This window comes from Bremerella sp. TYQ1 (genome assembly GCF_020150455.1).
GTDB lineage: Bacteria > Planctomycetota > Planctomycetia > Pirellulales > Pirellulaceae > Bremerella > Bremerella volcania_A.
On the sequence record NZ_CP083740.1, the window covers coordinates 5,197,015 to 5,220,382 of the forward strand.

Consider the following 23,368-nt stretch of genomic DNA (forward strand, 5'->3'; position numbering starts at 1 on the left):
ACAAATCGCTCCGGCATTTTGCGCGCACTGCGTACGGATAAAGGTCTGAGCGATGAACAAAGAACGAACCGAATCAGAAAAGTCGTCTTCTAACTGGACGAAGTGGCGCCCCTTGGCGGTGCTTGTCGCTTTGGTACTGTTCGTCGTCATGCTTCCCTCGATTGCTGCGAAGACGCCGCTGCTGACCTGGGGCGTGAATCAGGCCACCGTCGGCATGAACGCCAAAGTGAGCGTCGGTTCGGCATCGCTGGGGTGGTTTTCTCCGGTTGTCCTACGCGACGTCAACGTGGTCGATTTGGAAGGTGCGCCGATCGCGGAAGTACCTTCGCTACGTATCAGTAAGTCGCTGATTGGTTTGATCGGCAACGCATCGAATCTCGGCACGATCGAAATCAATCAACCGGTCGTGCATGTGGTCACCTCAGAAGGGACGACCAATCTGGAACAGGTTTTGCCCCCTTCGGAAACGTCAGACATCGTCGATAGCGATGGCAATCCTGCGACGCCGAAGCGTTATCGCATGGTCATTCGGCAAGGGACCATTCACCTGGTCGACGGCAATAGCTCGCGGGCATGGACGTTGGAAGATGTTTCGGCCGACGTCGACTTTCGAGAACCTACCGCCGCGGCGCCCTGTACATTTTCAGCCAATCTGCGCGATCGTCAGCAAGTGGGGATCTTGCAGGGCAAAGGCGCGTTGCCGACATCAAGCGAAGAAGCCAAGTTCTCGTTGGCAGCCAAGAACATTCCGCTGGGCGTTGTGGAACTGATTGGCTCGCGTATCGGGACACCGCTGATGGCTCAGGGAGATCTTAACGGGCAGATCGACCTGGTTTCGTCCCCCGCCGGTCCGGCGATGTTGTGCAACTTGGAAGCGAGCCATGTCAACGTGCGAATGCTTCAGTCGCAGCGTGGATCAGGCTGGAACAACGGCACGCTACGAGCAACCGGCGAAATCGCGTTGGCTGGCAATACGGTTCTCGCGAAGCAGTTCACGCTGACGACCGACTGGGGCCAGGTTTTGGCCAACGGTCAAATTCCAATGCAGCTAACGGCCAGTGCTTCCCCCAACAGTTCGCCAGAACAGATGCTCGGCACGCAGCCATGGGAACTTCGTGGCACGTTGGACGTCGCTCGTTTGGCGAGTGCGTTTCCGGAGTTGCTGCAGATTCGTGACGATGTGCAACTGCAAGAAGGCCGCGTGACGATCAACCTGGTCAATGTGCTGGAAACAGGTACGCCGTCGGTGCGCGGCTCGGCCACGGTTTCGAACATCGTGGCGATTGTCGCTGGACGCCATGCCGAATGGCAACAACCTCTCGAACTTTCCGCGTCCGTTTCGATGCCGGGCGATCAATTCAATCTCGATTCGATTGCGTGTCGCTCGTCGTTTCTTACGGCAGAAGGTAAAACGAATGGCCCGCAAACCGATGTGCGCTTTACGATCGACGGCAATCGTCTGGCGTCCGATCTTTCGCGGTTTATCGATCTCGGTGGCAACCAATTCGCTGGAACGGTGGAAGGTTCGTTGCAGACGCAGAACCTGGGTAATGGTCGGATTGCCGTTGCCGCGATGGCTCACGGGACCGAAGTGAAGTGGGCCAAGGGATCGCAGCTGTTGCTGTCGGAGCCGAGCGTGCATTCCCAGCTGCAATCGACCGTGATGCTCAGTGGCGGAAGCTTGCAGCAGATCGAGTCGGCGCACGCTTCGCTGAAAACCGAAGCGACATCGCTTACGGCCCAAACGTCGTCGAACATCCTGCTCGGCGAAAACGTCGTCTGGCCACTCAAGCTGCAACTGCAAGGGCCGATCGATCCGATCTGGGGACAAGTCAGCGGTATTGTGGGCTTGCCGGAGTTTCGCTTGGGGGGAAATGGTTCGATCTTGGCGAAGCTGGCGATGGGAGCCAATCAGTGGCTGATCGAAGGCATCAACGCCGACATCAACGATTTCACGATCACCGGACCCGCAACGAACATCTACGAAAAGAAGCTCCGCGTCGAAGGAGGAGCCTTGGTCGACTGGGCCGGCAATCAGTTCTCGAGCAAGCAGTTTACGGTTGTCGGGACAACCGTTTCCGCGCGGGCAAATGATGTTGTCGTTCCGCTTGCCAACGGAGGAACGGCGGCAGGGCAACTTGCGTATCGAGTCGATCTGAGTCGGGGAATTCACTGGGTGTTGCCACCGGAATGGTTAGGACAAAACCGCGTTGCCGGCGAATTGGCAGGGACGATGAATCTATCCAGCGACGCCAACGGTGTGGTGCTGCAAAATGGTGGCCAGATTGCCAACTGGGAATTAGTCGTACCGCAAACCAATGGCCAACCAGGCACGCAGCCGCGAATGCAGCCAGCCTCTTCGGGGCAGCCGGCATTGGCTTGGCGTGAAGCGAACCTGGCCTACTCGCAGCAGCTAAGTTTGAACCGTGCGGAAGATACCTTGGCGATTCATGAATGCACCCTGCAAGGTTCCGCCTTGAAGCTGGCTGCCAGTGGTGGAGTGAGCCAGTTGTCGACGGCAGGAAACGTTTCTGTCCAAGGGCAAGCCGACTACGACTGGAGCAAGCTTTCGCCCTTGGTCGCTTCGATCATGGGGCCTCAGGTTTCTATTCAAGGCCAACGCAAGTCGCGCTTTCAATGGACCGGACCGCTATGGGGCGGAGGCAATCCCAATGGACCGGAATTGAATATCTCACCGGCATGGGAAGCGGCCGGGGACGTGTCCTGGCAGCAAGCTTCGTTGTATGGCATTCCAGCTGGCGAGACCACGCTGAGTGCTCAACTACGGCAAGGCATCATCCAGCTGACGGCCAACAGCCCAGAACTTAGTGGCGGGCAACTGTCGCTCAACTCGCAGTTGCTACTCAATGCGAAGCCAATGCAGTGGCAGATTCCGCAGGGTCGTGTCATCGACAACGTCGCCATCACGCCGCAGATGTGCCAATCGTGGCTGCGATATGTGGCTCCGATCGTGGCGGATGCGACGCGTGTGGAAGGGAAGTTCTCGCTCGACGTTCAGTCTGGCTTGTTCCCGGTAATCGATCCGATTCAAGGAGAATCGAACGGTACGTTGCATATCCATGGAGCGGAAGTTCGCTCCGGTCCTTTGGCTCAAGGGTATGTCATGCTGGCTCGCAATGTCGAGGCGATCGTGAAAGGGAAGCCTGCCTCGGCAGTCGATCAAGGCTCTGCTTCTTTGTTGACGCTTCCGCCGCAGCAAGTCACTTACCGGATGGTGAAAGGCCGCGTCTATCACCAGAACTTGATCGTCCAGTCTGGCGACGTTCGTGTGGTGACTTCCGGTTGGGTCGATGCCAATCAACAGATGCAGCTGATGGCAGCGATTCCCATTCAAGATAACTGGATCGAGAAAGCCCCTTGGTTGGCACCGATGCGTGGTACGGCACTCAATATTCCGATCTCCGGAAGCATGCAGCAGCCGAAGATCGACAGCCAGGTCATCGAGCAATTGACACGCGGCATGATCAATAACGCCGCGCGAGGTGCGCTCGAGCAAGGGATCAATCGCGGGCTACAAGAATTGTTTGGCCCACGAAACTAGCGCAGCGACTGCGTCAAACGTCGTCGTTCTGCCGACACGCGGCCATTCGGCGGAACTCGCCTTCGTCGACGAAGACGGCTTCGTTAGAAAGCTGAAAGATCACGTCGGTCCCAGGCCAACCCATCGCACACAGCAGGGTGTCGAGCGCTTCTTCTGAGCAGCTGCCTTTGATCTCGGCTGAGTGCAGTCGGCCGTTGCGATCATACAGAACGCCATCGACTTGCCATGGCGATTCGCCGTCGGCATCGTTCACCCAAACGAAAGATCCATCCGGCTCGAACAGCATGCGCGGAAGATTGTTCAGCTTGGCCTGAGCCGTTTCGAACGAGCAGCCCATGGGCTCGCCGAGAACCACTGGAGAGATCGCCAACGTCTGCAGCCGCAGTCCTCGAATAGGAACGAGCGGACCCAACTGCAGCGAGCGGGGACGTGCATGTACCGAGACGTGAAACCAATACATCGACTTGTTATGAATGATCATGTACCTGATTCGTAACCCACGTGAGATACTCGCGAGACCCATCGACGATAGGTAAAGCGATGATCTCTGGAACGTCGTACGCATGGTTGGTACGAATCAGTTCAGCGAGTGTGGGAAATGCCTGGCTCGTTGTTTTGATCGAGACCAGATACTCTTCTTCCATCTGGACGGCATCTTGCCACTTGTAGACCGACGTGATGGGCCCGGTGATCTGCACACACGCACCTTGGGCCTGATCGACGATGATCTGAGCAAGTTTTTTGGCGTCGGCAGAACTGCTAGTCGTTGTTTGCACTACGATCGCCTGCGTCATGCCAAGAGATGCCTTTCCAAAGGGAATTGAAATTCGACGTCTTTGCCCCAGCGATAGTCTACTTGAATCGTGGCTTACGCGGACGTGCTTACGCGTGTGGGTTTCCGCAAAGGACGTTAGGTTATCGTTGAGGATTTGCGGATTCGTTCGATTTACGCGTCGGACCCCCAAGTGGTTCGTGCACAGATGGAGGGGGCGCGGGTATCGAATGACCACCCAGAGTAGATTTTCCGGGCGTGCGGAGAGGTGGCGTAAAGATAGGTTTCGACTTCGGATTGACGACGTTTTGCGCACCATCGACACGAATTCGGCGAATGGGTGACGGGGCAGTGCCCAAAATGCCACTCCAGACTTCGTACGGTGCGCCTTGGCGTTCGTCGTCGCGATAGAACGTTAGGTAGGTCATCTTTTCGGACGGCAGGAACTCGCGCCATTTCGAGCTGCCCTTGGTCGGCGTGTAGACGCGTCGCCATGTGCCGCTGTTGAAATACAACTGGCTGAGCATGTATCCATCGGCAAAGCTGGCATCCAGTGGGACCGTTTCGTCACAGTGCGTGTGCCCGAAGACAATGTGCTTAGCGCGACGATTGCGGAATTCGCATTCATCCATTGCCTTCTTGGAAAGCGAATTGACTTGCCCTTGCTTGCGAAGCCATTGGATCATTCGCTGTCCCCAAGATTCGTCATCTTGATAGCGGAACTTCAAAAGGGAACCAAGTTCTTCCAAATCGCGAATCCCGAGTGATTGCTCGCGATCGATTTGATAGACCAGCGGCATCATTTGCCCGATCACGCGGTCCCAGCAGTTTTTGATTTCAAACTGGAGCGACGTGACAGGGCACGAGATCTTCATCATCTGATTCAAGCAGACGGGGGCCATCACCATCGGGCGAACATGGTCCAGTTCCTGCAAACCAATCTGACAAGACGCAGGCAGTTGTTCGCCGAGACCATGTTGGATCTCGAAACGAAAACGCATCAGGCCTTCAATCAGGAAAATATCGGCCAGGCTGGCACGATCTCGATGGCCGGCGTAGCTGAGGTTATCGAACACGTCGCCGTGCCGCGCGAACATTCGATGCTGACGAAGCGCGGCATGCAACTGCGAGTCTTCGACAGGTTCGTGTGCGAAAGGAAGACCTGGGGCATTGTTCAAGCCTAAGGCTTCGATGATCGTGCCGCGCACTTTGCTCATCGCTTCGCCAGGGACATGAAGCGGCCAATCGGCGTTGCCGACCATGTAATGAATGCGAACAGGAACCGGCTGCAAGTCATCGTCGAATGCTGGCTTGCCGTCCGAGGTCATTCCTGGAACGCGAATCGTTTGCCGCGAGGCGAGTCCTTTGAAGATGGCAGCCGTTTCCAAGTTGCGTGCGAGGATGCTCGAAACGATCGAGCCGACACGCTGGGCGAATTCTTCGCTGTCGGGCGCATGCCATGGCTTGGGGCCGTCGATCAGCCAGCGAGAGGATCGCATGATATCGAACACGTCGCCGAGCAAGACGAGGTCGATTTGCGGAATGGGTCGGTATTGTCCGTCGCTGCGCCAAGAAGCACGCACCGCTAGATCTTGCAGGCGTTCGCTGAAAATACGAAACGCCCCTGATTCCAGGGTCTCGCAACTGGTGTCATCGGTTAGATGGAGATCGCTGAGTACGACTAACATACGTAATCCCCGCGGACAAAATTCTCGATTGCCGAGCATCATTCCGCGTTAACGACGCATCGACTCACTCTCATGTGAATCGGTTGCGCCGAACGTGTAACGTTAGCTTTATCGCGCTCAGCCACACCGGCTTCGCGGAGAATTTCCTCAAGAATTAGTAAGCCTGCTAAATGCTAGCGCTGATATCTCGCGTCTAGCGAACACGCTTGCGAGCTTTGAGTGCAATGTACCGTTCTTCCGGCATTGTCATGCTGGTAACGCGGACACCGAACTTGTCACCAATCTTGACCGCTTCCCCTTCGGCGATCTTCTGGCGACCGATTTCCACGTCGAGCGTGTCTTCGCATGATTTGTCGAACTGAATGATCGTTCCGACACCCATGTTGACGATGTCGTTGACTTTCATCTTCTTCGCGGCCAGGATCACGCGAATCGGAACTTCAATATGCAGAAGACTGCGGCTGAAGCTGGGAAGCTCGTTGAAGTTGTTAATGCGCGAAGATGTTGGCGAAGTGCCGGCCGATGAAGTCGCTTGCGGCGTGGAAGATGCCGGAGCGGCAGGTTCGGCAGCGGACGGCTCTGGTTCCGCGGCATCGGCGGCAAACACATCGCCAGGCGATGTCAGCGGCCAAACCATCAATGCCTCACGCGATTTGCCGCCGACTTCCAGTTGAAGCCGGAGCTTGGCAGGGGCATCGCCGGGAGCACCGTTGCGGCAAGCGTTGGCGAGACTTTCGACCGCTTGCACTTGGAACTCCATCGCCATGAACTCTTCCGGCAGAAGGGTCATGCCGAGTTCCTGGCCGAGCGTAGCCAGCTTGCTTTCGCCGGTCGGATCGGGTTCGGTGTACCAATCGGGGAGTAGTCCGCTCTCTTCCGAGATAAGCACCAACGCGGCTTCGGATTCGACATTGAGCACAATCGCGAGACCAGCTGACTGCCAATCAGCGAGATCGGCGTCTGCTTCAAAGGAACTGCCGTCGCCGAGGGAAAGTAAGATTTTCTGGTCGAAGGCACGCGAAAACGCGTCGGCAGCTTCCACGGCCGTGGCTTCACAGGCCGCTTTGACGTCGTTCAGGACTTCGCTGTTGAATGCTGGCATGGTCGGTCGAGTTCAGTTGGCGCGCAGGGAGAGACGATCGAATACCTTTCTTTCTAGATATCGACGGCAAAGCCGTTAAACTTGACATATTCGGCTTATTTTCATGCTGGCAGCTATCAGCGAACTTAGTGGTGTGTCCGAGCGTAATGGATTATTCCTGCTCGCCGAGGTTCTGCTGGCAGAAATTATGAAACCGACTCTGTCTGACCGGAATCGAAGCATTCCTGCCACGTTCGTGCGTTTTTGGGGCCATCCCCATCGCTTGCCGAACTAGCCCACCTGATTGTGAAGATTCGACGAACACCGTTGCCTACCTAAAACTATATGGCTATATTGCCATAAAGCCATGAATCGATCTCAAGTCAAACTCGTTACCAAAACCCCTCAGCAGTATGAGGCTCGTGCCAAGGTAGCCAAAGCAATGGCTCACCCTAGCCGGCTGTTCATGTTGGATCTGCTAGGGCAGCGCGATATGTGCGTCCAGGAGCTAACCCAGAACGTGGGTTGCGACCAGTCGACGGTCTCGAAGCACTTGGCGGTGCTGAAGGATGCCGGGCTGATCGAAGCTCGCCGAGAAGGAACTTCCAACTTCTACACCCTGACGTGTGGCTGCTTGGATGGTTTTTTCCAGTGCCTGGAAACGGTCGTGCAATTGGACGTCGAGAAGCGAACTTCCGCATGCGACGGAACGTGCTCCGTTTAGGGCCGTTCTTTCCGTGAAGAACCAACCGACTTGAGATGGTGACTGGAATCGACAGGGCAGCCAAAGCCAGCTTTCCGGCTTGGTCGTATGTCGAGTGATTCGCAATCGAAGTGCTGACCAGAAGTCGCACGCCCCTGAACCATCATGTCGTGGAGTTAGTTTGATGAAACGAGTACTGATCCTTTGCACCGGCAACTCGTGCCGCTCGCAAATGGCCGAAGGCCTTTGGAACGAATTGGGCAAAGGAGAGTGGGATGCCTACTCGGCAGGTTCACGCCCCTCAGGCTATGTTCATCCCTTGGCAATCCGAGCGATGAAAGAAATCGGTTTGGATATCGCAGGGTACGAAAGCAAGCAGGCCGCTGACTTTCAGCACCAGCCATTCGACTTGGTGATCACAGTGTGCGATAACGCCAAGGAAGATTGCCCCATTTATCCGGAAGCCAAAGAAACACTGCACTGGCCGTTTGAAGACCCGGCCGATGCGACTGGTTCGGACGACGAGAAGATGGTGACGTTCCGCCGAATCCGTGACGAAATCAAGGATCGAATCGCAGAACATTTAGGAGTAAGCAATGCAATCGGCAGCTGAATTTCCCGGTAACTTTCGCCTTCATGTCGCATTGAACGTGACCGACTTGGAAGCCTCGCAGGCGTTTTACGAAATGCTGCTGGGGACCAAGCCAAGCAAGACACGTCCACGCTACGCGAAGTTCGAACCCGTCGATCCATCGGTTAATCTTTCGTTGAATCAGATCGACGAAGAGTTCCAAGTCGAACAAGGCTCGGCCCACTTCGGTATTCAAGTCAAGTCGGTTGCTGAAGTGCATGCCGCTGCCGATCGCTTCAAAGCGGCGGGGGCCAAAGTCATGCATGAAGAAGCAACGACGTGCTGCTACGCCGTGCAAGATAAAGTCTGGGTCGCCGACCCAGATGGGCACAAGTGGGAGATCTTCGTCGTGTTGGATGCCGATGCCAAAGACGAACTATATCAACAGTCGGGCTGCTGCAGCCCAAGTTTGACGCAGCTGGAAATGTAGTCCCGAAGTGACGATGCCCAAATAAGAAGCCACCGCGCAAGTTCGACTTGTGCGGCGGCTTTTTTGATATCTATTCCGCTTTCCCTTTGACCAGGAAACGGTAGATCGCCAGGACGAGCATCGAACCAAGGATGGCAACCATAAAGCTGTACAAGTTAAATCCGGTGACCGTACCGTATCCCATTCCGGTCGCAATAAAACCACCCAGCATGGCACCGACGATACCAATGATAATGGTCACGATGCAGCCACCTGGGTCGTCTCCGGGGAACAGAAGTTTAGCGAGTGCCCCAGCAATCAGGCCGAAAATGATCCATGCGAGAATACCCATGGGAATCTTTGCTCCTTAGGTGAAATGTTGTTGTTGGTGACACCATGAAGAGCAGATCGTGTGCCAAAAACAGAGGCTCGTTCTCATCGAAACTTAACGTTCCCTCGGATTGAGCAATCGCGGCCGGACGATTTCAATAGAGACACTCAAGCGACTGATCCTTCACCCCGGCCCCACGGCAAGGCTGTGCTGCAAATTTATATCCCTTTCTATCGGGATCGAGAGAAACTGGAACGTGCCATTGAAAGCGTTCAGCGGCAAACTTCGTCCGACGTACAGCTGACGGTGCTGGACGATGCCAGCGAGACGTTTGCGGGTGGGGCAAACGATTTCTGTGAGCAGTACCCCGACGTTCGCTATTCCCGAAATCCTCAGAACCTGGGAATGGTCGGCAATTGGAATCGTTCGTTTGAAGATGACAGCCCAATGCTTTCGATCTTGCATGCCGACGACGAACTGTTGCCTGACTACGCCGAAGCGATGCAAGACGCTGCGGCCAAGTACCCCGAAGCGTCGCTCCTTTTCTGTCGGGCGAAGATCATCGACGACAAGGGGCGGGAGCTATTCTCCTTTCCAGACTACGTCAAGCGATTCCTTTACTCGCAAAAGGGAGACGTGACGCTGGCAGGGGAAGAAGCGGTTGCCAGCTTGCTGCGTGGTAACTACATCTTTTGCCCAACGGTGGCATTTCAAGTTGAAAACCTCAACGGGATACGCTTCGATCCACGCTGGCGATTCGTGCAAGACTTGGACTTCGTGTTGCGCGTTCTCGAAGCAGGACAGAAAGTCGTTGGGCTAGAAAAAACGTGTTACGCCTATCGGCGACATGCTAACAACGCGACTGCCGAGTATACGGTAAGCAATCTTCGATTCCGTGAAGAGACGCAGCTCTACGACGAGCTTGCCAAGCGATACGAGGAGCGCGGCTGGCATCGTGCGGCTCGATTGGCAAGACGACGCACGATCTTAAAGTTGAATCTGACCTACTGCACGCTCCTAGACATACTTCGCTTTCGCTTCTCCGATGCCTGGCAGAAAGTGCGTCTATTTGGCGAATTGTTTCTCGGTTTAGGGCGTCGATCGAAATCGCCGGTGGAAGCGTGACATCGGTCGGCAGCCGGTTTTTTGCCGTGGCGAATCGGTCCGAGAACAGACAGCCATTCATCGGAGCAAACTGATATGTGGCCGATTTTCACCGTATTGGTTATTGCGATTAATCAGGCAATTCGGGCAAACGGCCTGAGCGGTTGGTTTTCGGTGTAGAACCCTGCGCAGAGCAGGCCTCACGGCGGATTGATCCCCGTTGCGATTGGGCTAGGATAGATGAACCTCACATGTTCCTACCTTTTCGGAGTTCTCCCTGTGATTCGATGCCTGCTCTCGTGCGTTTTCGCGCTCTCGTTGATGGCAACCTCCCTGCAAGCCGCCCCGCAGCAATACGATGTCGTCATTTATGGCGGTACATCCGCGGCGATTTCCGCAGCTGTTCAAGCCAAGAAGATGGGCAAGTCGGTGGTGGTGGTTTCGCCTGATAAGCATCTCGGTGGTCTTTCCAGCGGCGGTCTTGGTTGGACCGACAGTGGAAACAAAGGAGCCATCGGCGGAATTTCGCTTGAGTTCTATGAACGCATCAAGGATCACTACGACCAAGACTCGGCTTGGCGACAACAGAAGCCTTCGCAGTACAGCCGCTATCGTCCCAACGACAACGCGATGTGGGTCTTCGAGCCGCACGTTGCCGAACAGGTATTTGAAGACCTGGTCGAAGAATACAAGATTCCTGTCGTTCGCGATCAATGGCTCGATCGTGAAAACGGCGTCAAGAAAGTGGACGGTAAGATCGTCAGCATCACCACGCTTGATGGCAACACGTACGCCGGCAAGATCTTTATGGACACTACCTACGAAGGCGACTTGATGGCCGCCGCTGGTATTTCCTATCACGTCGGTCGTGAGTCGAACGATGTCTATGGCGAAACGATCAATGGCGTGCAAACTGCCCGGGCTCGCAGCCATCAGTTCGAGTACCCAACCGATCCGTACGTTGTGGAAGGAGATCCAAGCAGCGGTCTTTTGCCACGTATCTCGGCTGAAAAACCTGGCCCAGATGGAAGCGGCGACGACAAAATTCAGGCCTACTGCTTCCGTATGTGTTTGACCACGGCGAAAGACAATCAAGTCAAATTCCCTAAGCCGGAAGGTTACGATCCCAAGCAGTACGCGCTGCTTGCACGTTACCTGAAAGGTGGTTGGAAAGGGGTTTTTAACAAATTCGATCCGGCCCCGAACTTCAAGACCGATACGAACAACCACGGTGCGTTCTCGACCGACAACATCGGAATGAATTACGACTACCCGGAAGCATCGTACGAGCGCCGAAAAGAAATCATCAAAGAGCACGAAGTCTATCAAAAGGGCTGGCTCTACTTCATCGCGAACGATCCATCGATCCCGAAGGACATTCAGGAACGAATGAACCGCTGGGGTTTGGCGAAGGACGAGTTCGTCGACAACGGCAACTGGCCACATCAGATCTACGTACGTGAAGCTCGCCGAATGGTCGGACCTGTGGTGATGTGCGAACCGATGCTGCGAGCCCTGAAGCCAACACCGAAGAGCATTGGTTTGGGTTCGTACAACATGGACTCGCACAACGTGCAGCGTTACGTTACCGCGGATGGGCACGTTCGTAACGAAGGGGACATTCAGATCAGCCCCGGCGGTGCTTACCCGATCAGCTACGACAGCGTGACGCCCAAGAAAGATGAATGCACTAACTTGCTTGTGCCGGTTTGCGTTTCGTCTTCGCACATTGCTTATGGCTCGATTCGTATGGAGCCTGTGTTCATGATCCTGGGCCAATCGGCCGCAACGGCTGCCGCTATGGCGATCGATCAGGACATCGCCGTGCAAGACGTTCAGTACGAAGAATTGAAAGAGCGTTTGCTGAAAGATGGTCAGGTTCTGGAAATGGCACGTAAGCCTTCCCAGCCTCGCCAGGTGATCGACCCGAAGAAGCTGGACGGCGTTGTTATCGATGATACCCAAGCCGAAAAGCAAGGTGCCTGGCCGGAAAGCAGCTCGATCGCTGGCTACGTCGGCACCGGCTACGTGCACGACGAAAACAAGGGCCAAGGTGCCAAGTCGATCGCGTTTAAAGCATCGAAGCTGAAAGCGGGTAAGTACGACGTCCGAGTTGCTTACTCCGACAATCCCAACCGAGCCACGAACGTTCCAGTGAAGATCACTTCGCAAGGGAAGGAAGTCTTTTCCGGAACGATCAATCAGAAGAAGGCCCCAAGCATCGACAAGGTGTTCGTTTCCGTGGGTAAATTCGACTTGAGTGGCGACGCCGTCGTGACGCTTTCCAACGAAGGCGTCGACGGATACGTAGTTGCGGATGCTGTCGTTTTGGTTCCTGTCAAATAGATTACTCCTGCAACAAGCGTGAAATTGAAGATGTTGAAGTCGACTCTGACTTGTTTGCTGCTGTCACTTTTTGGGGTGGCAGCGGCTGAGGCCCATGAACCGATCGAGATTCGCGTGGTGAGCTATAACATTCACCACGGCGAAGGTCTCGACGACAAGCTCGATCTGCCACGGATTGCTCAAATACTGGAGCAGGCCAACCCCGACATCATCGCGCTGCAGGAAGTCGATCAAAATACTGAGCGAACGGAAAAAGTCGATCAGACGGCCGTCTTGGCGAAACTGCTGAAGATGAAATGTGTCTTCGGTGATAACATCGACTACCAAGGTGGTCGGTACGGCAATGCGTTGCTGACCAAGTACGATTCGATTTCGGTAACCAACCATAAGCTGCCGGCGCTGACGCCTGGCGAACAGCGGGGCCTGATGGAAGCCGACATTGCCGTGCCTGGGCTCAACCAGCCGCTGAAGTTTCTCGCGACCCACTTTGATTACCGACGCGACAACAAAGAACGCGTTGCCTCGTGCGAGATGATCAAAAAACTGACGCAAGATTGGGGAGACCGCCCTGCCCTGATGGCGGGCGATTTGAATGCTCTGCCAGATAGCGAAACGCTGCGACTTCTGCAGGAACATTGGACACGTGCGAACAAGGAGGTCGAACCGACGTTCCCCAGCGACAAGCCGGTACGCCAGATCGACTATATCCTGCTTCGCCCGGCTAGTGGTTGGAAGGTAGTCGAGTTCCGAGTTCTCGACGAAGCGGTCGCATCCGACCACCGTCCCATTCTGGCCGTCCTGCAGTGGCACCCGGCCGGCGAGTAAGTCAGCTTCAAGACGACCCAATCAAACCACCCCAAAAGGCTCGCCCCGCTGCGAGCCTTTTTTCATGCGCTGCGTCTATCGACTACAATCGCTCGAGAAGTTTCAACAAGCCTTTCATGTAGAAAAGACCGAGCGATGAAGTCATATACCCGAGAACTTTGGATGGACGTCCCCAAACGCCGCATGATCGTCGACATCCATAGCGACATCGAAAACTGCGTCACCGAAAGTGGCGTTCAGGAAGGAATGGTTTTGGTGAATGCGAAGCAGATCGCGTCACACACACAAATCCTTCAAGAGGATTAGCACCATCCGAATATTCCGGCATTCCTCGGAAATTGGGGATCATTCCAAAGAGTTCAAATATCCATCTCTTGGAGCGATGCCGCTTCTGACCAGGCAGAGCTGACAAATAGATTCCCATCGGTCGTCCATCTGGCTGGTCGCTCGCAAAAACTGCTTCAATCAGTGCTCTCTTGTCAGCCCACTCCATGTGGTCGAAATCTTCGGCGTCCATCATCATCATCCATCGTTTTGCACTTACTTTCTTTCGGAAGCGTTTTCCAATCTCTTGGGCAACATCCAGAATCTGTTCCTTGGATGGAAGGCCATCCAAGTGCGATGATAGCTCTGAAATCTTCCGGGCAATCAGAGCTTCCTGCCCATTTAATTCTTCAATCTTCGACTTGATTTCATGATCAGGGATTCCCAATACTGCCATGTCCATAACCTTGGCTCTGCCTAAACGAATTTGTTCGAGTTCGTTCTTCAACTTAGCGATTTGATCACGTTGCTTTTGTGCTTTCTCTTGGTCCGGCATCATCTTGTTCAATGCCCTCTCTACTGCAGCAGGATTGCCAAAGGTGAGAAATAGTTCCTTGATGACGCTGGACTCTATTTCTTCGGCCCTCGGGTATGGTGAAGGGTCGGCTGGGCAATCGACCTTCACCCCTTTCGAGGGCGGATAGTGTCGATAGTAAAGTAGCCCGTTACGGTTTGCTTGCCCACTTAATGCGTATCCACAACATGTGCAGAAAATGTAACCAGTCAAAAGATAGGGGTTCTTCGGGCAACCATGTTGATAGGTGCGGTTTGCCTTAGCTTTCGTCTGAATCGCTTTGATCGTCTTTTCTGGAAGCAGTCTCGGAATCGTAAGGACGACGCTCGTATCTATGTTGAGATCGGGAATATTCCACCGAATTGTGTGGGAGCAACCGCAGTTCTTCGTGAGCGTCTTGTGGAGGAACGAATGGTTGATCTTATGTTCTTCTGCTAGATCTTTCAGGCTTTCACCTGAGAGATAACGAGATGCGACTTCTTCGACTATTCGCTTCTTGGCTTCGTCTACTGACCAGGTTGAGGTCTTCTTGTTCCAGATTCTTCCAAACGGGATTCGTCCAGCCGTTGGTGCATTCAACCTCTTGGCTCGTTCGATGCAACTCAGGACCGATTTGAGCTTTTGCTGGCGAGCTTGATACTCGCCGATCTCAGCCGCCAAACCGAGGAACAGAATCGCATTCGGGTCAAACAGATTATGTTCTTGAGTTAGCGTGAAGAATCGAATGCCAGCTTGTCGGAAGATCTCCAGGCCTTGCTTTGAACGGGCATTGTCTCGCGACCAGCGAGATGCATCGAATACAATCACGGCGTCAAATAGGCGGGGATTCTTTGCCGCATCTCTTTCTAAACGATCAAGTTCTTTTCTTTCCCAGGTGCCGCTTGTTGCGTGCTCCTGACCGCCGTACCAGCCGACTATTTTGCCACCTAGATCTTTGACCGCGTTGGTGATTTGCAGACGTTGGGTTCGCAACGATTCACCATGCTTTTCTTGCTTCTCGGTCGATACTCGGATCAGCGCAGCGAATCGAAATTTTTTAACTGACATTCTTTAGGTTCCTTGATTATTGGTAAACAAATTGAATCACGTACTTTTCAGCACGCTGTAGATCGTCGGTCGCGAAAGATTGACTGCCTTCGCGATCGCAGTAATGGGCTCGCCTTGCTTTTTCATAGAACGAATCATCTTCTCCTGAGTCGGGGATACTTTTTTCCGCACTCCCGCATCTGATCCTCCCCACGCCTTGCCATCGGCTTTCGCTCTCGCGATGCCAGCCGCTTGGCGTTCGCCTCTCACCTCTCGTTCGTACTGAGCGACACCGGCGAGGATGTTTGCCATCAGCCGTCCTGAAGGTGTGAGGAGATCGAATCCGTCCTTGATGCTTACAAGATTCACTTTCCGTTGGCACAGTTCATCGAATAAAGCGGTCAGACCGGAAGCTGTACGCCCCAAACGATCAAGTCTCCAGATAACAATCTGGGAAATCTGACCTCGTCGTATTTGGCTTTCCAGTTTCTTCCAGTCTTTGCGGTCCATCGATTTACCGCTCGCCTGATCTCGATACCACTTCACGGGCTGATCCTGGTGAGCAGCCCAAGCGGTGAGTTCAGGCTCCTGGGATTTCGTATCCTGTGTCTTGCTGGAAACTCGAACGTAAATCGCAATGTGCTTTGGCATTGATGAATCTCCGGGTCGGAATAAGTGAACGCATGTGCACCATTCTCCGCCAGGAGGGGATTCGACGTCAATGTTGAAGTACACTCCACGGTTTACAGATATTTCAAATCCCAAGAGCCTGGAAAAAGCGGGCTATCCGGCTTGCGATTCCAGAGGAGACGAAACTTTACACCGTTTAGCGTTTGCGGTTTTGTTTCGCCCGTGACCCGTCAGATGGGCGGGGCCGCTCTGGCCGTTTTCCAGCAATTAGTTCGAGAGGGAAGAAGCCTTGAATTGGCTGGTGACGTTTACGACGTGTACGCCGCGTTCTGCAGCGTTTGGATAAATCCTGTCGTTCGAGTCTTGGATCGGGGCGAAAACTTGCGAGTACTTCGTCTGAAAATAGTGGCATGATTTATGGCTCCAATATCAAACCATGTGAGAAATAAGCTTCCTAAAACGGAGGAAGCTTGTTCAGACGAAGTGTACGGTTTGGGCGTAAGAGCTTGGCGGTAAACTACCGGTAGATTAGCGGTAACTATTCTTCGCTATGGGAACGTACATATTCGATTCCTGCTTGAGTAATCGCCTGACCACTTCTTTGGCCTCTCGGGTGAAATACGAATCCCAGCTTTCGTAGGTCCTCAAGGCGGCTTCGAATTGTACGGTCACTGATCGGGATTTTGCGTGCACGTAACCGCTTTTCGATTGCATCTACGAATAGTGGTTCGGCTCCGGCGTCGTAAAGAACCATGAGGACTCTGAATTGCCAAAGTTCCAAGATCTGAGTGCTCTTGTGTTCAGATTCCAATTTCACGAGCATTTCTCGAACCGCTCGAATTTGACTTCGGCAAGTTGGCAGCATCTTGCGAACGTCCGGTCCTCCGGGTTCAGGACGGAATAATCTTGCGTCGAACCCTAGTCTCTCCGCGATTCGAGCACACCTGGCTTCGTCATCGGAGAGCCCTTTCGGCTTGGAGTTTTCGACAAAAAACAGGCTGTCAATATCTTCAAACTTGTGGCACATTTCGCCAAGCCAAATCAGATGTTTCTCAAGAAACTGAATTTCTTCTTCAATGGTCGCCATGATCTTTCCAAATGGTTGTCATTCCCCTCCGCCGACGGTATCCTGCCCTTACCCTTCCAGTGTCCCCTCAGTACCCCCGTGGCGGCAAGAGGCTGCATGAATCTTGAAGTTCCCCAGCGACCGTTTTCTATCCGTATCTTTGTGCCAGATGGTGATCCCGATGGGCTGCGTCTCGTCGAGAAATCCAACTGGAGCGGCATCGGCGTCGTCTTCAACCGCACCAACTACAAGCAAGCCGTGACCCGTGCCGAGTTTGAGCGAACCGGGGTCTATGTTCTTGTAGGCAATTCCAGCGACGGAGCGTTGCCCACGATCTACATCGGCGAAGGCGATCCCGTCGGTGCTCGATTGAACTCGCACTATAGCAAGAAAGATTTTTGGGACTGGGCCGTTTTCTTCGTTACCAAGGACAACAGCCTCAACAAAGCTCACGTCCAGCGAATGGAAGTTCGCCTCCTGGAACTCGCCAAGGCTGCAAAGCAAACAAAACTCGACAACCTCAACATGCCTTCCCCGCCGACCCTTTCGGAGGCGGATGTGGCCGATGTCGATAGTTTTCTGCTCGACATGCTCAGTATCTTTCCTTTGGTCGGGCTCAGCGTGTTCGAGCGAACAGAGCCGCGTTCCAATTCCCAGGAATCTCTATTGCTTGAGGCCAAAGGTGTCACGGCGAAGGGTTACGAAGATACTAAGGGCTTTGTCGTTCGGGAAGGCTCTGAGGCGGTGAAGGCCGAAACCGCCACGATTCACCAGTACATGTCAAACCTTAGGGGCGATTTGCTCGAACAGGGGGTCTTGAACGATACTGGAGACCGGTATCGGTTCGCCCAAGACCATGTTTTCAGTTCTCCCTCCACGGCGGCTGGCGTGATTCTGGGACGAACAGCCAACGGAAGAACGGAGTGGAAGAGCAAGGACGGGAGAACGCTGAAGGAGTTGCAGACCCAAGAAAGTGCGTCAATCGACGACGAGGATTAACCCAGTGACTCCAGAAGCATTAGCCCGCACCAAGATCGACCAGAAGCTGCAAGCCAGTGGCTGGATCGTTCAAGATTACTCCGAGGTCAACATCTCGGCAGGTCTGGGCGTTGCTATTCGCGAGTTCCCACTCTCCACTGGCTTTGCTGATTACATGCTCTACGTCGATGGCAAAGCGATCGGCGTTATCGAGGCCAAGCCCGATGGGCACACGCTCGCGGGCGTGGAAACCCAGTCCGGCAAGTATCTGCAAGGGCTACCGAACAATCTTCCCAATTATCGGCTTCCGCTTCCCTTTGCCTACGAATCCACCGGCGTTGAAACCCAGTTCAGCAACTACCTGGAACCAGACGCCCGCAGCCGTGAAGTCTTCAGCTTTCATCAGCCTGGAGAGCTTTTGCATCTGGTAAGCCTTGAGCAGCAGACACGCGGGCTCCTTCGCGAAATGCCGGAGCTTAACTCCGATCGTCTCTGGAAGGTCCAGATTGAATCGATCCTCAACCTGGAGAAATCCCTTGCCGAGAATCGGCCTCGTTCGCTTATTCAAATGGCGACCGGAAGCGGTAAAACTTTTACAGCGGTCAACTTCTGCTACCGGCTGATCAAATTCGCCAAGGCGAAACGCATTCTGTTCCTGGTGGATCGTAACAACTTGGGGAAGCAGACCCTCAACGAATTCCAGCAATTCGACAGCCCTTACAACGCCTACAAGTTCACCGAGGAATTCACGGTCCAGCACCTGAAGCGGAATACGATCGATCCCGCCTCGAAAGTTTGCATTACCACGATTCAGCGGCTCTATTCCATGCTCAAGGGGGAAGAAGAGTTCCAGGAAGAGAACGAAGAATCTTCCCTCTTTGAAACCGAGTCCTCCGTCATTCGCGAGCCGCTTCCCGTCGTCTACAATGCCCAGATTCCGATCGGTACGTTCGACTTCATCGTAGTCGATGAATGCCACCGATCGATCTACAACATCTGGCGACAGGTGCTCGATTACTTCGACGCGTTCCTCATCGGATTGACTGCGACCCCCACGGCTCAAACGATTGGTTTCTTCAAAAAGAACCTGGTCCAAGAGTACACCCACGAAAAGGCGGTCACGGATGGGGTCAACGTGGGGTACGACGTCTACCGGATTGAAACGCAAGTCACCAAGGACGGGGCAGAATTGATCAAGCAGCCAGGCATCTTCGTGCCGCATCGAGACCGACGCACGAAGAAAAAGCAGTACAAGGAACTCGACGACGATCTGACCTACACCGCGAACCAACTTGATCGCGACGTGGTTTGCGACGATCAGATTCGCCTGGTGATCAAGACGTTTCGCGACAAGCTGCCTGAGATCTTTCCTGGCCGTAGCGAAGTCCCCAAGACGCTCATCTTCGCGAAGACTGACCAGCACGCGGAAGATATCGTACGGATCGTCCGTGAGGAGTTCGGTAAAGGCAACGATTTCTGCCAGAAGATCACCTCCAAGAGCACCGGGAAGAAGCCCGACGATCTGCTGGCCGAGTTTCGCACCATGTATAACCCGCGAATCGCGGTAACGGTCGATATGATTGCCACCGGGACCGATGTGAAGCCGCTGGAATGCCTCCTCTTCATGCGGAACATTCGCTCCCTTTCCTACTTCGAGCAGATGAAGGGCCGTGGCTGTCGCGTGGTTGATTCCGATACGCTTCTCAGCGTTACGCCCGATGCTAAACACAAGACACACTTCGTGATTGTGGATGCCGTGGGCGTTTGCGAAAGCGAGAAGACCGCTACCAAGCCGCTCGATCGCAAGCCTTCTGTTTCCACCGAAAAGCTGATGGCACTCGTCGCTACCGGAGCTGCCGACCCTGATTTGGTGACTGCGTTGGCCGCCCGGCTTGCTCGCTTGGCCCAGCAATTGGAACCAGAGCAGACAGAGGCCATTGAAGAAGCATCTGGCGGAAAGTCGCTGGACGAACTGAGTAGCGATCTGCTTGGCAGCGTCGATCCCGACGAAGTCACGACGGAAGCTGCTTCAAAATTTGAACTTCCTGGCGACCAGGAGGCCACGGAAGAGCAGTACAAGGAAGTGGAACAAGAGCGGATGCGAACCGCTTTAAAGCCATTTCACAATCCCAAGCTACGGGACGCGGTTCTCAACTCGAAGCGATCGCTGGAACAGGTCATCGACGAGCAAACGACTGATTCCCTCATTCGGGCTGGGTTTGATCAAGCAGCTCGCGAAAAGGCTCAGTCGTTGATTTCCAACTTCCGTCAGTTCATCGAAGACAACAAGAGCGAGATCGAGGCACTTCAGATTCTCTACTCGAAACCGCACCGGGCTGGGCTCCGTTACAGCCAGGTCAAGCAACTCGCCCAGGCGATTCAGAGGCCTCCCTATTCGCTCCACTCAGAACGTCTATGGAGTGCCTTCGAGGCGATTGAACCAGAGAAGGTGAAAGGCCACGGAGGCAAACAATTAGTCGACTTGATCGCCTTGGTGCGTCATGCTCTCGATCCCGATCAGTTGCTGACGCCCATTGGGGAAACGGTTCAGCAGCGATACCAAGACTGGCTTACCATGCAGCAGTCGAAGGGGGTGACCTTTACGCCCGATCAACAGAAGTGGCTGGATGCGATCAGAGACCATATCGCCACGAGCCTGGAAATCGAGCAAGACGATTTGGATGATGTGCCGTTCAATCAGATTGGCGGCTTGGGGAAAGCCTACGAATTGTTTGGGGATCAGCTGACTGCCATTCTCGAAGAACTGAATGAGAGGTTGGCGGCATGATGGAGAATATGGAAATTCCAAATAGCTGGAAGATTTGCTCAATCGATTTGTTGCTTGATGAGCTTGAAGATGGCCGCATTATTCATCATGGATGGAGCCCACGCTGTAAAACACACGCGTCTCCATCCGATGAGATTTGGGGGGTTTTAAAAACAACCGCTATTCAAGATGGCGAGTTTTTAGGTGAACATAATAAAGAGTTGCCTAACCAACTTAAGCCGAGGCCTAATTTAGAGGTTAAGAATGGCGACATACTTCTTACGTGCGCAGGGCCTAGAAATCGGTGTGGAGTCGCATGTTACGTTCGAGAGACTCGTCCGCGGCTCATGATTTCGGGAAAGATGTATCGTTTTAGAACCCGACCGCAAGTCGTAGATCCAAAGTATATGGAGGCATTTCTACGTTCGAGAATCGCCAGGGACGCGATTGATCGTATGAAAACTGGAATTAGCGACAGCGGCCTGAATCTGACACACGGACGATTCAAACGGCTCGAAGTTCCGGTCGCGCCACTATTAGAGCAAAAGCGAATTGTTGAAAAGATCGACGAACTTTTCTCGGAACTCGATGCCGGGGTGGCGGCACTTGAGCGAGCCAAGGCCAACCTGAAGCGATACCGAGCCAGCGTTCTCAAGGCCGCTGTGAATGGCTCCCTCACCGCGGACTGGCGAGCCAAGCATCCCAAAGTGGAACCCGCCTCCCAACTCCTCGAACGCATCCTCGCCGAGCGTCGCCACAAGTGGGAAGAAGAGCAACTCGCCAAGTTTGAAGCGGCGGGAAAGAAGCCGCCGAAAGATTGGGAGAAGAAGTATAAGGAGCCCGAGCCGCCTTTGATGGAAGAATTGCCAGAGCTTCCAGATGGGTGGTGTTGGTCAAGCGTTGATCAGCTGTGCGATGTAGCGACAGGGACAACGCCAAGTCGAGGTCGTCTCGACTACTATGAGAACGGGTCAATCCCCTGGGTAATGAGTACGGCCGTCAATGATCCACTGATTGTCAATGGAACGGAGATGGTTACTGAACGTGCCCTTGAAGAAACCTCGTTACGACTTTATCCCATCGGCACGCTTCTCATTGCCTTGTATGGAGAGGGCAAGACTAGAGGGATGGTTTCAGAACTGAAGATTGCAGCGACTATCAATCAAGCGTTGGGAGCATTGGTATTCCACGAGTCATCCGAGTGTATCCGTGCGTATTTGAAACAGTTCCTCTGGAGTCGGTATCTTGAATTACGAAGAAAAGCCGCTGGGGGAATGCAGCCGAATCTGAACCTTGGCTTAGTCCGACAGATCGCTGTGCCGCTGCCTCCAGTTGGCGAGCAGGTCGAAATTGTTAGAGACGTGGAAGAAGCTCTAACACAAATCGACGCTGCCCAACATGCGGTCCATTGTTCGGAAATCCGTTCTGCGAGATTGCGTCAGAGCATTCTTAAGGTCGCATTCGAGGGAAATCTCGTTCCCCAAGATTCAAACGATGAATCGGCGAAAGAATTGTTGGCTCGTATCACGAACAAATGCGAAGCAGAGCAGACCAAGAAAGCCCACAAGGCGAAAGCCAAACCCAAAAAGCGAATTAAGATACCGAAACAGGTCTTCGAGAATCGAGCCGCCGTCGTTTCCTATACGGTCCAGCGGCTCACGAGCAGCCAATCGTTTGGGCGTATCCAACTCCTCAAGACGATGCACTTGGCCCAATGCCATTTGGGAATCGAAATGGGCTTCTCCTTCGAGCGATACGAAGCCGGCCCGTTCGACGCTGCGATCTATCCTCTGGAAAAAGTCGCCATCAAAGAAGACTGGTTCACCACCAAAGAACGAAAACGATACGGCGTCACCTACCACCCCGGCGAAAAGATCGACGAAATGTGCCAAAAGGCTGTCGAATTCCTTGGCGAAAAGAAGCCAGAGCTAGACCAACTCCTCGATCACATCGCCGAAATGAACACCGACGAAGCCGAGCTTTTCGCCACCGCTTATGCGGCCTGGAATGATCTTCTTCTTGATGATCGATCAGCCGACGACGATGCGATCATTGAAGAGATTTATGCCTGGCATGAGAAGAAAAAGAAGTTTACGCCAGATGTGATTCAGAAGCGGTTGGCTTGGATGCGACGGCACAAGTTTATTCCGGTTGGATTGAGACCAGGCACATCAAAGGCAACTGAATCAGAACGGAGATCCAAGTGAAGTCTCCCGATCGAAACATTCATGCCGGATGCCCTAATGAAGAATGCCCAAAGCCATTTTCAAAAGATTTTACACCCTCGGAATTCGAAGCATGGATAGAGAAAGGTGAGTTTGATTGTCCCAAGTGTGGCTCGGAGTTGTCAGTAGAAGGGGTTCAACTTGAGTGCCACATCTGTGAGGCCGAGATTGAATATTTTGACTTAGAACATATTTCGCTACTGCTCGATGAACGATGCAATAATTGTGCGGGGCGACCTGAATGGGATGCCGATTTCTATTCGATTCGAATCGTTGGTTCGTGGTCTTCAGAATACGACACGTACGACTGATCGGCAGACAGGGTAGATTCCGTGCCACTTGAGCGAGATGGTCGAACAGACTACTGGGAAGGGCTTGTTCACTTT

Annotated in this window: 17 protein-coding genes and 1 pseudogene; 10 read left to right on the forward strand and 8 right to left on the reverse strand. The window is 53.8% G+C overall.

Annotation, left to right across the window (positions count from 1 at the left end; genetic code table 11):
* The first annotated feature begins 52 nt into the window (after positions 1–52).
* Positions 53–3,562, forward strand: a complete 3,510-nt coding sequence (locus tag LA756_RS21185; RefSeq protein WP_224436720.1) for a hypothetical protein — start codon at positions 53–55, stop codon at positions 3,560–3,562.
* A 13-nt stretch (positions 3,563–3,575) separates the two neighbouring features.
* On the opposite strand, the gene LA756_RS21190 is transcribed toward LA756_RS21185, so the two are convergent.
* The 4 genes from LA756_RS21190 to LA756_RS21205 form a co-directional block, all read right to left on the reverse strand.
* Positions 3,576–4,043: a hypothetical protein gene (locus tag LA756_RS21190; RefSeq protein WP_224436721.1), complete on the reverse strand. Its 468-nt coding sequence runs from the start codon at positions 4,041–4,043 to the stop codon at positions 3,576–3,578.
* Positions 4,030–4,356 (reverse strand): divalent-cation tolerance protein CutA, encoded by a 327-nt coding sequence (gene cutA / locus LA756_RS21195; RefSeq protein WP_224436722.1) that lies wholly within the window; start codon positions 4,354–4,356, stop codon positions 4,030–4,032. Before cutA ends, LA756_RS21190 begins: the two co-directional genes overlap by 14 nt.
* 121 nt (positions 4,357–4,477) lie before the next feature.
* Positions 4,478–6,022 carry a hypothetical protein gene (locus tag LA756_RS21200; RefSeq protein ID WP_224436723.1) on the reverse strand — a complete coding sequence of 515 codons (1,545 nt, stop codon included), beginning with the start codon at positions 6,020–6,022 and terminating at the stop codon, positions 4,478–4,480.
* Between the two features lie 193 nt (positions 6,023–6,215).
* On the reverse strand, positions 6,216–7,124 hold the full coding sequence (locus LA756_RS21205; RefSeq protein ID WP_224436724.1) for a FliM/FliN family flagellar motor C-terminal domain-containing protein: 909 nt from the start codon (positions 7,122–7,124) through the stop codon (positions 6,216–6,218).
* Positions 7,125–7,470: 346 nt separating this feature from the next.
* Here LA756_RS21205 and LA756_RS21210 point away from each other — a divergent pair, with 346 nt between their 5' ends.
* The 3 genes from LA756_RS21210 (at position 7,471) to LA756_RS21220 (ending at position 8,867) form a co-directional block, all read left to right on the forward strand.
* Entirely contained in the window at positions 7,471–7,827 is a 357-nt protein-coding gene (locus LA756_RS21210) for a helix-turn-helix transcriptional regulator (RefSeq protein ID WP_224436725.1), read from the forward strand.
* 163 nt (positions 7,828–7,990) lie between these two features.
* Positions 7,991–8,419 carry an arsenate reductase ArsC gene (locus tag LA756_RS21215; protein WP_224436726.1) on the forward strand — a complete coding sequence of 143 codons (429 nt, stop codon included), beginning with the start codon at positions 7,991–7,993 and terminating at the stop codon, positions 8,417–8,419.
* A complete protein-coding gene (locus tag LA756_RS21220; protein ID WP_224436727.1) occupies positions 8,403–8,867 on the forward strand; it encodes an ArsI/CadI family heavy metal resistance metalloenzyme in 465 nt (154 codons plus the stop codon). Before LA756_RS21215 ends, LA756_RS21220 begins: the two co-directional genes overlap by 17 nt.
* 70 nt (positions 8,868–8,937) lie before the next feature.
* On the opposite strand, the gene LA756_RS21225 is transcribed toward LA756_RS21220, so the two are convergent.
* Complete coding sequence (locus LA756_RS21225; RefSeq protein WP_224436728.1) at positions 8,938–9,198, reverse strand: GlsB/YeaQ/YmgE family stress response membrane protein; 261 nt, start codon at positions 9,196–9,198, stop codon at positions 8,938–8,940.
* 186 nt (positions 9,199–9,384) lie between these two features.
* Between LA756_RS21225 and LA756_RS21230 the strand changes: the two genes are divergently transcribed.
* The 3 genes from LA756_RS21230 (at position 9,385) to LA756_RS21240 (ending at position 13,452) form a co-directional block, all read left to right on the forward strand.
* A complete protein-coding gene (locus LA756_RS21230) occupies positions 9,385–10,302 on the forward strand; it encodes a glycosyltransferase family 2 protein (RefSeq protein WP_224436729.1) in 918 nt (305 codons plus the stop codon).
* A gap of 300 nt (positions 10,303–10,602) precedes the next feature.
* Positions 10,603–12,627, forward strand: a complete 2,025-nt coding sequence (locus tag LA756_RS21235) for an FAD-dependent oxidoreductase (RefSeq protein WP_224436730.1) — start codon at positions 10,603–10,605, stop codon at positions 12,625–12,627.
* A 30-nt stretch (positions 12,628–12,657) separates the two neighbouring features.
* The gene (locus LA756_RS21240) at positions 12,658–13,452 is read left to right on the forward strand and encodes an endonuclease/exonuclease/phosphatase family protein (RefSeq protein ID WP_224436731.1); all 795 of its coding nucleotides are present in this window, start codon (positions 12,658–12,660) and stop codon (positions 13,450–13,452) included.
* 220 nt (positions 13,453–13,672) lie between these two features.
* On the opposite strand, the gene LA756_RS21245 is transcribed toward LA756_RS21240, so the two are convergent.
* From LA756_RS21245 to LA756_RS21255, 3 genes and pseudogenes are all read right to left on the reverse strand, one after another.
* Positions 13,673–14,869, reverse strand: a complete 1,197-nt coding sequence (locus LA756_RS21245; protein WP_224440478.1) for a recombinase zinc beta ribbon domain-containing protein — start codon at positions 14,867–14,869, stop codon at positions 13,673–13,675.
* 99 nt (positions 14,870–14,968) lie between these two features.
* Positions 14,969–15,337 (reverse strand): annotated as a pseudogene (locus LA756_RS27360) (recombinase family protein); the annotation flags it as partial.
* A 36-nt stretch (positions 15,338–15,373) separates the two neighbouring features.
* On the reverse strand, positions 15,374–15,967 hold the full coding sequence (locus tag LA756_RS21255; protein WP_224436732.1) for a recombinase family protein: 594 nt from the start codon (positions 15,965–15,967) through the stop codon (positions 15,374–15,376).
* 1,162 nt (positions 15,968–17,129) lie between these two features.
* Between LA756_RS21255 and LA756_RS21260 the strand changes: the two genes are divergently transcribed.
* The 3 genes from LA756_RS21260 (at position 17,130) to LA756_RS21270 (ending at position 22,964) form a co-directional block, all read left to right on the forward strand.
* Complete coding sequence (locus LA756_RS21260; protein ID WP_224436733.1) at positions 17,130–18,011, forward strand: GIY-YIG nuclease family protein; 882 nt, start codon at positions 17,130–17,132, stop codon at positions 18,009–18,011.
* Positions 18,012–18,015: 4 nt separating this feature from the next.
* Entirely contained in the window at positions 18,016–20,778 is a 2,763-nt protein-coding gene (locus LA756_RS21265) for a type I restriction-modification enzyme R subunit C-terminal domain-containing protein (RefSeq protein WP_224436734.1), read from the forward strand.
* 434 nt (positions 20,779–21,212) lie between these two features.
* Complete coding sequence (locus tag LA756_RS21270) at positions 21,213–22,964, forward strand: restriction endonuclease subunit S (protein WP_224436735.1); 1,752 nt, start codon at positions 21,213–21,215, stop codon at positions 22,962–22,964.
* Positions 22,965–23,368 lie beyond the last annotated feature (404 nt).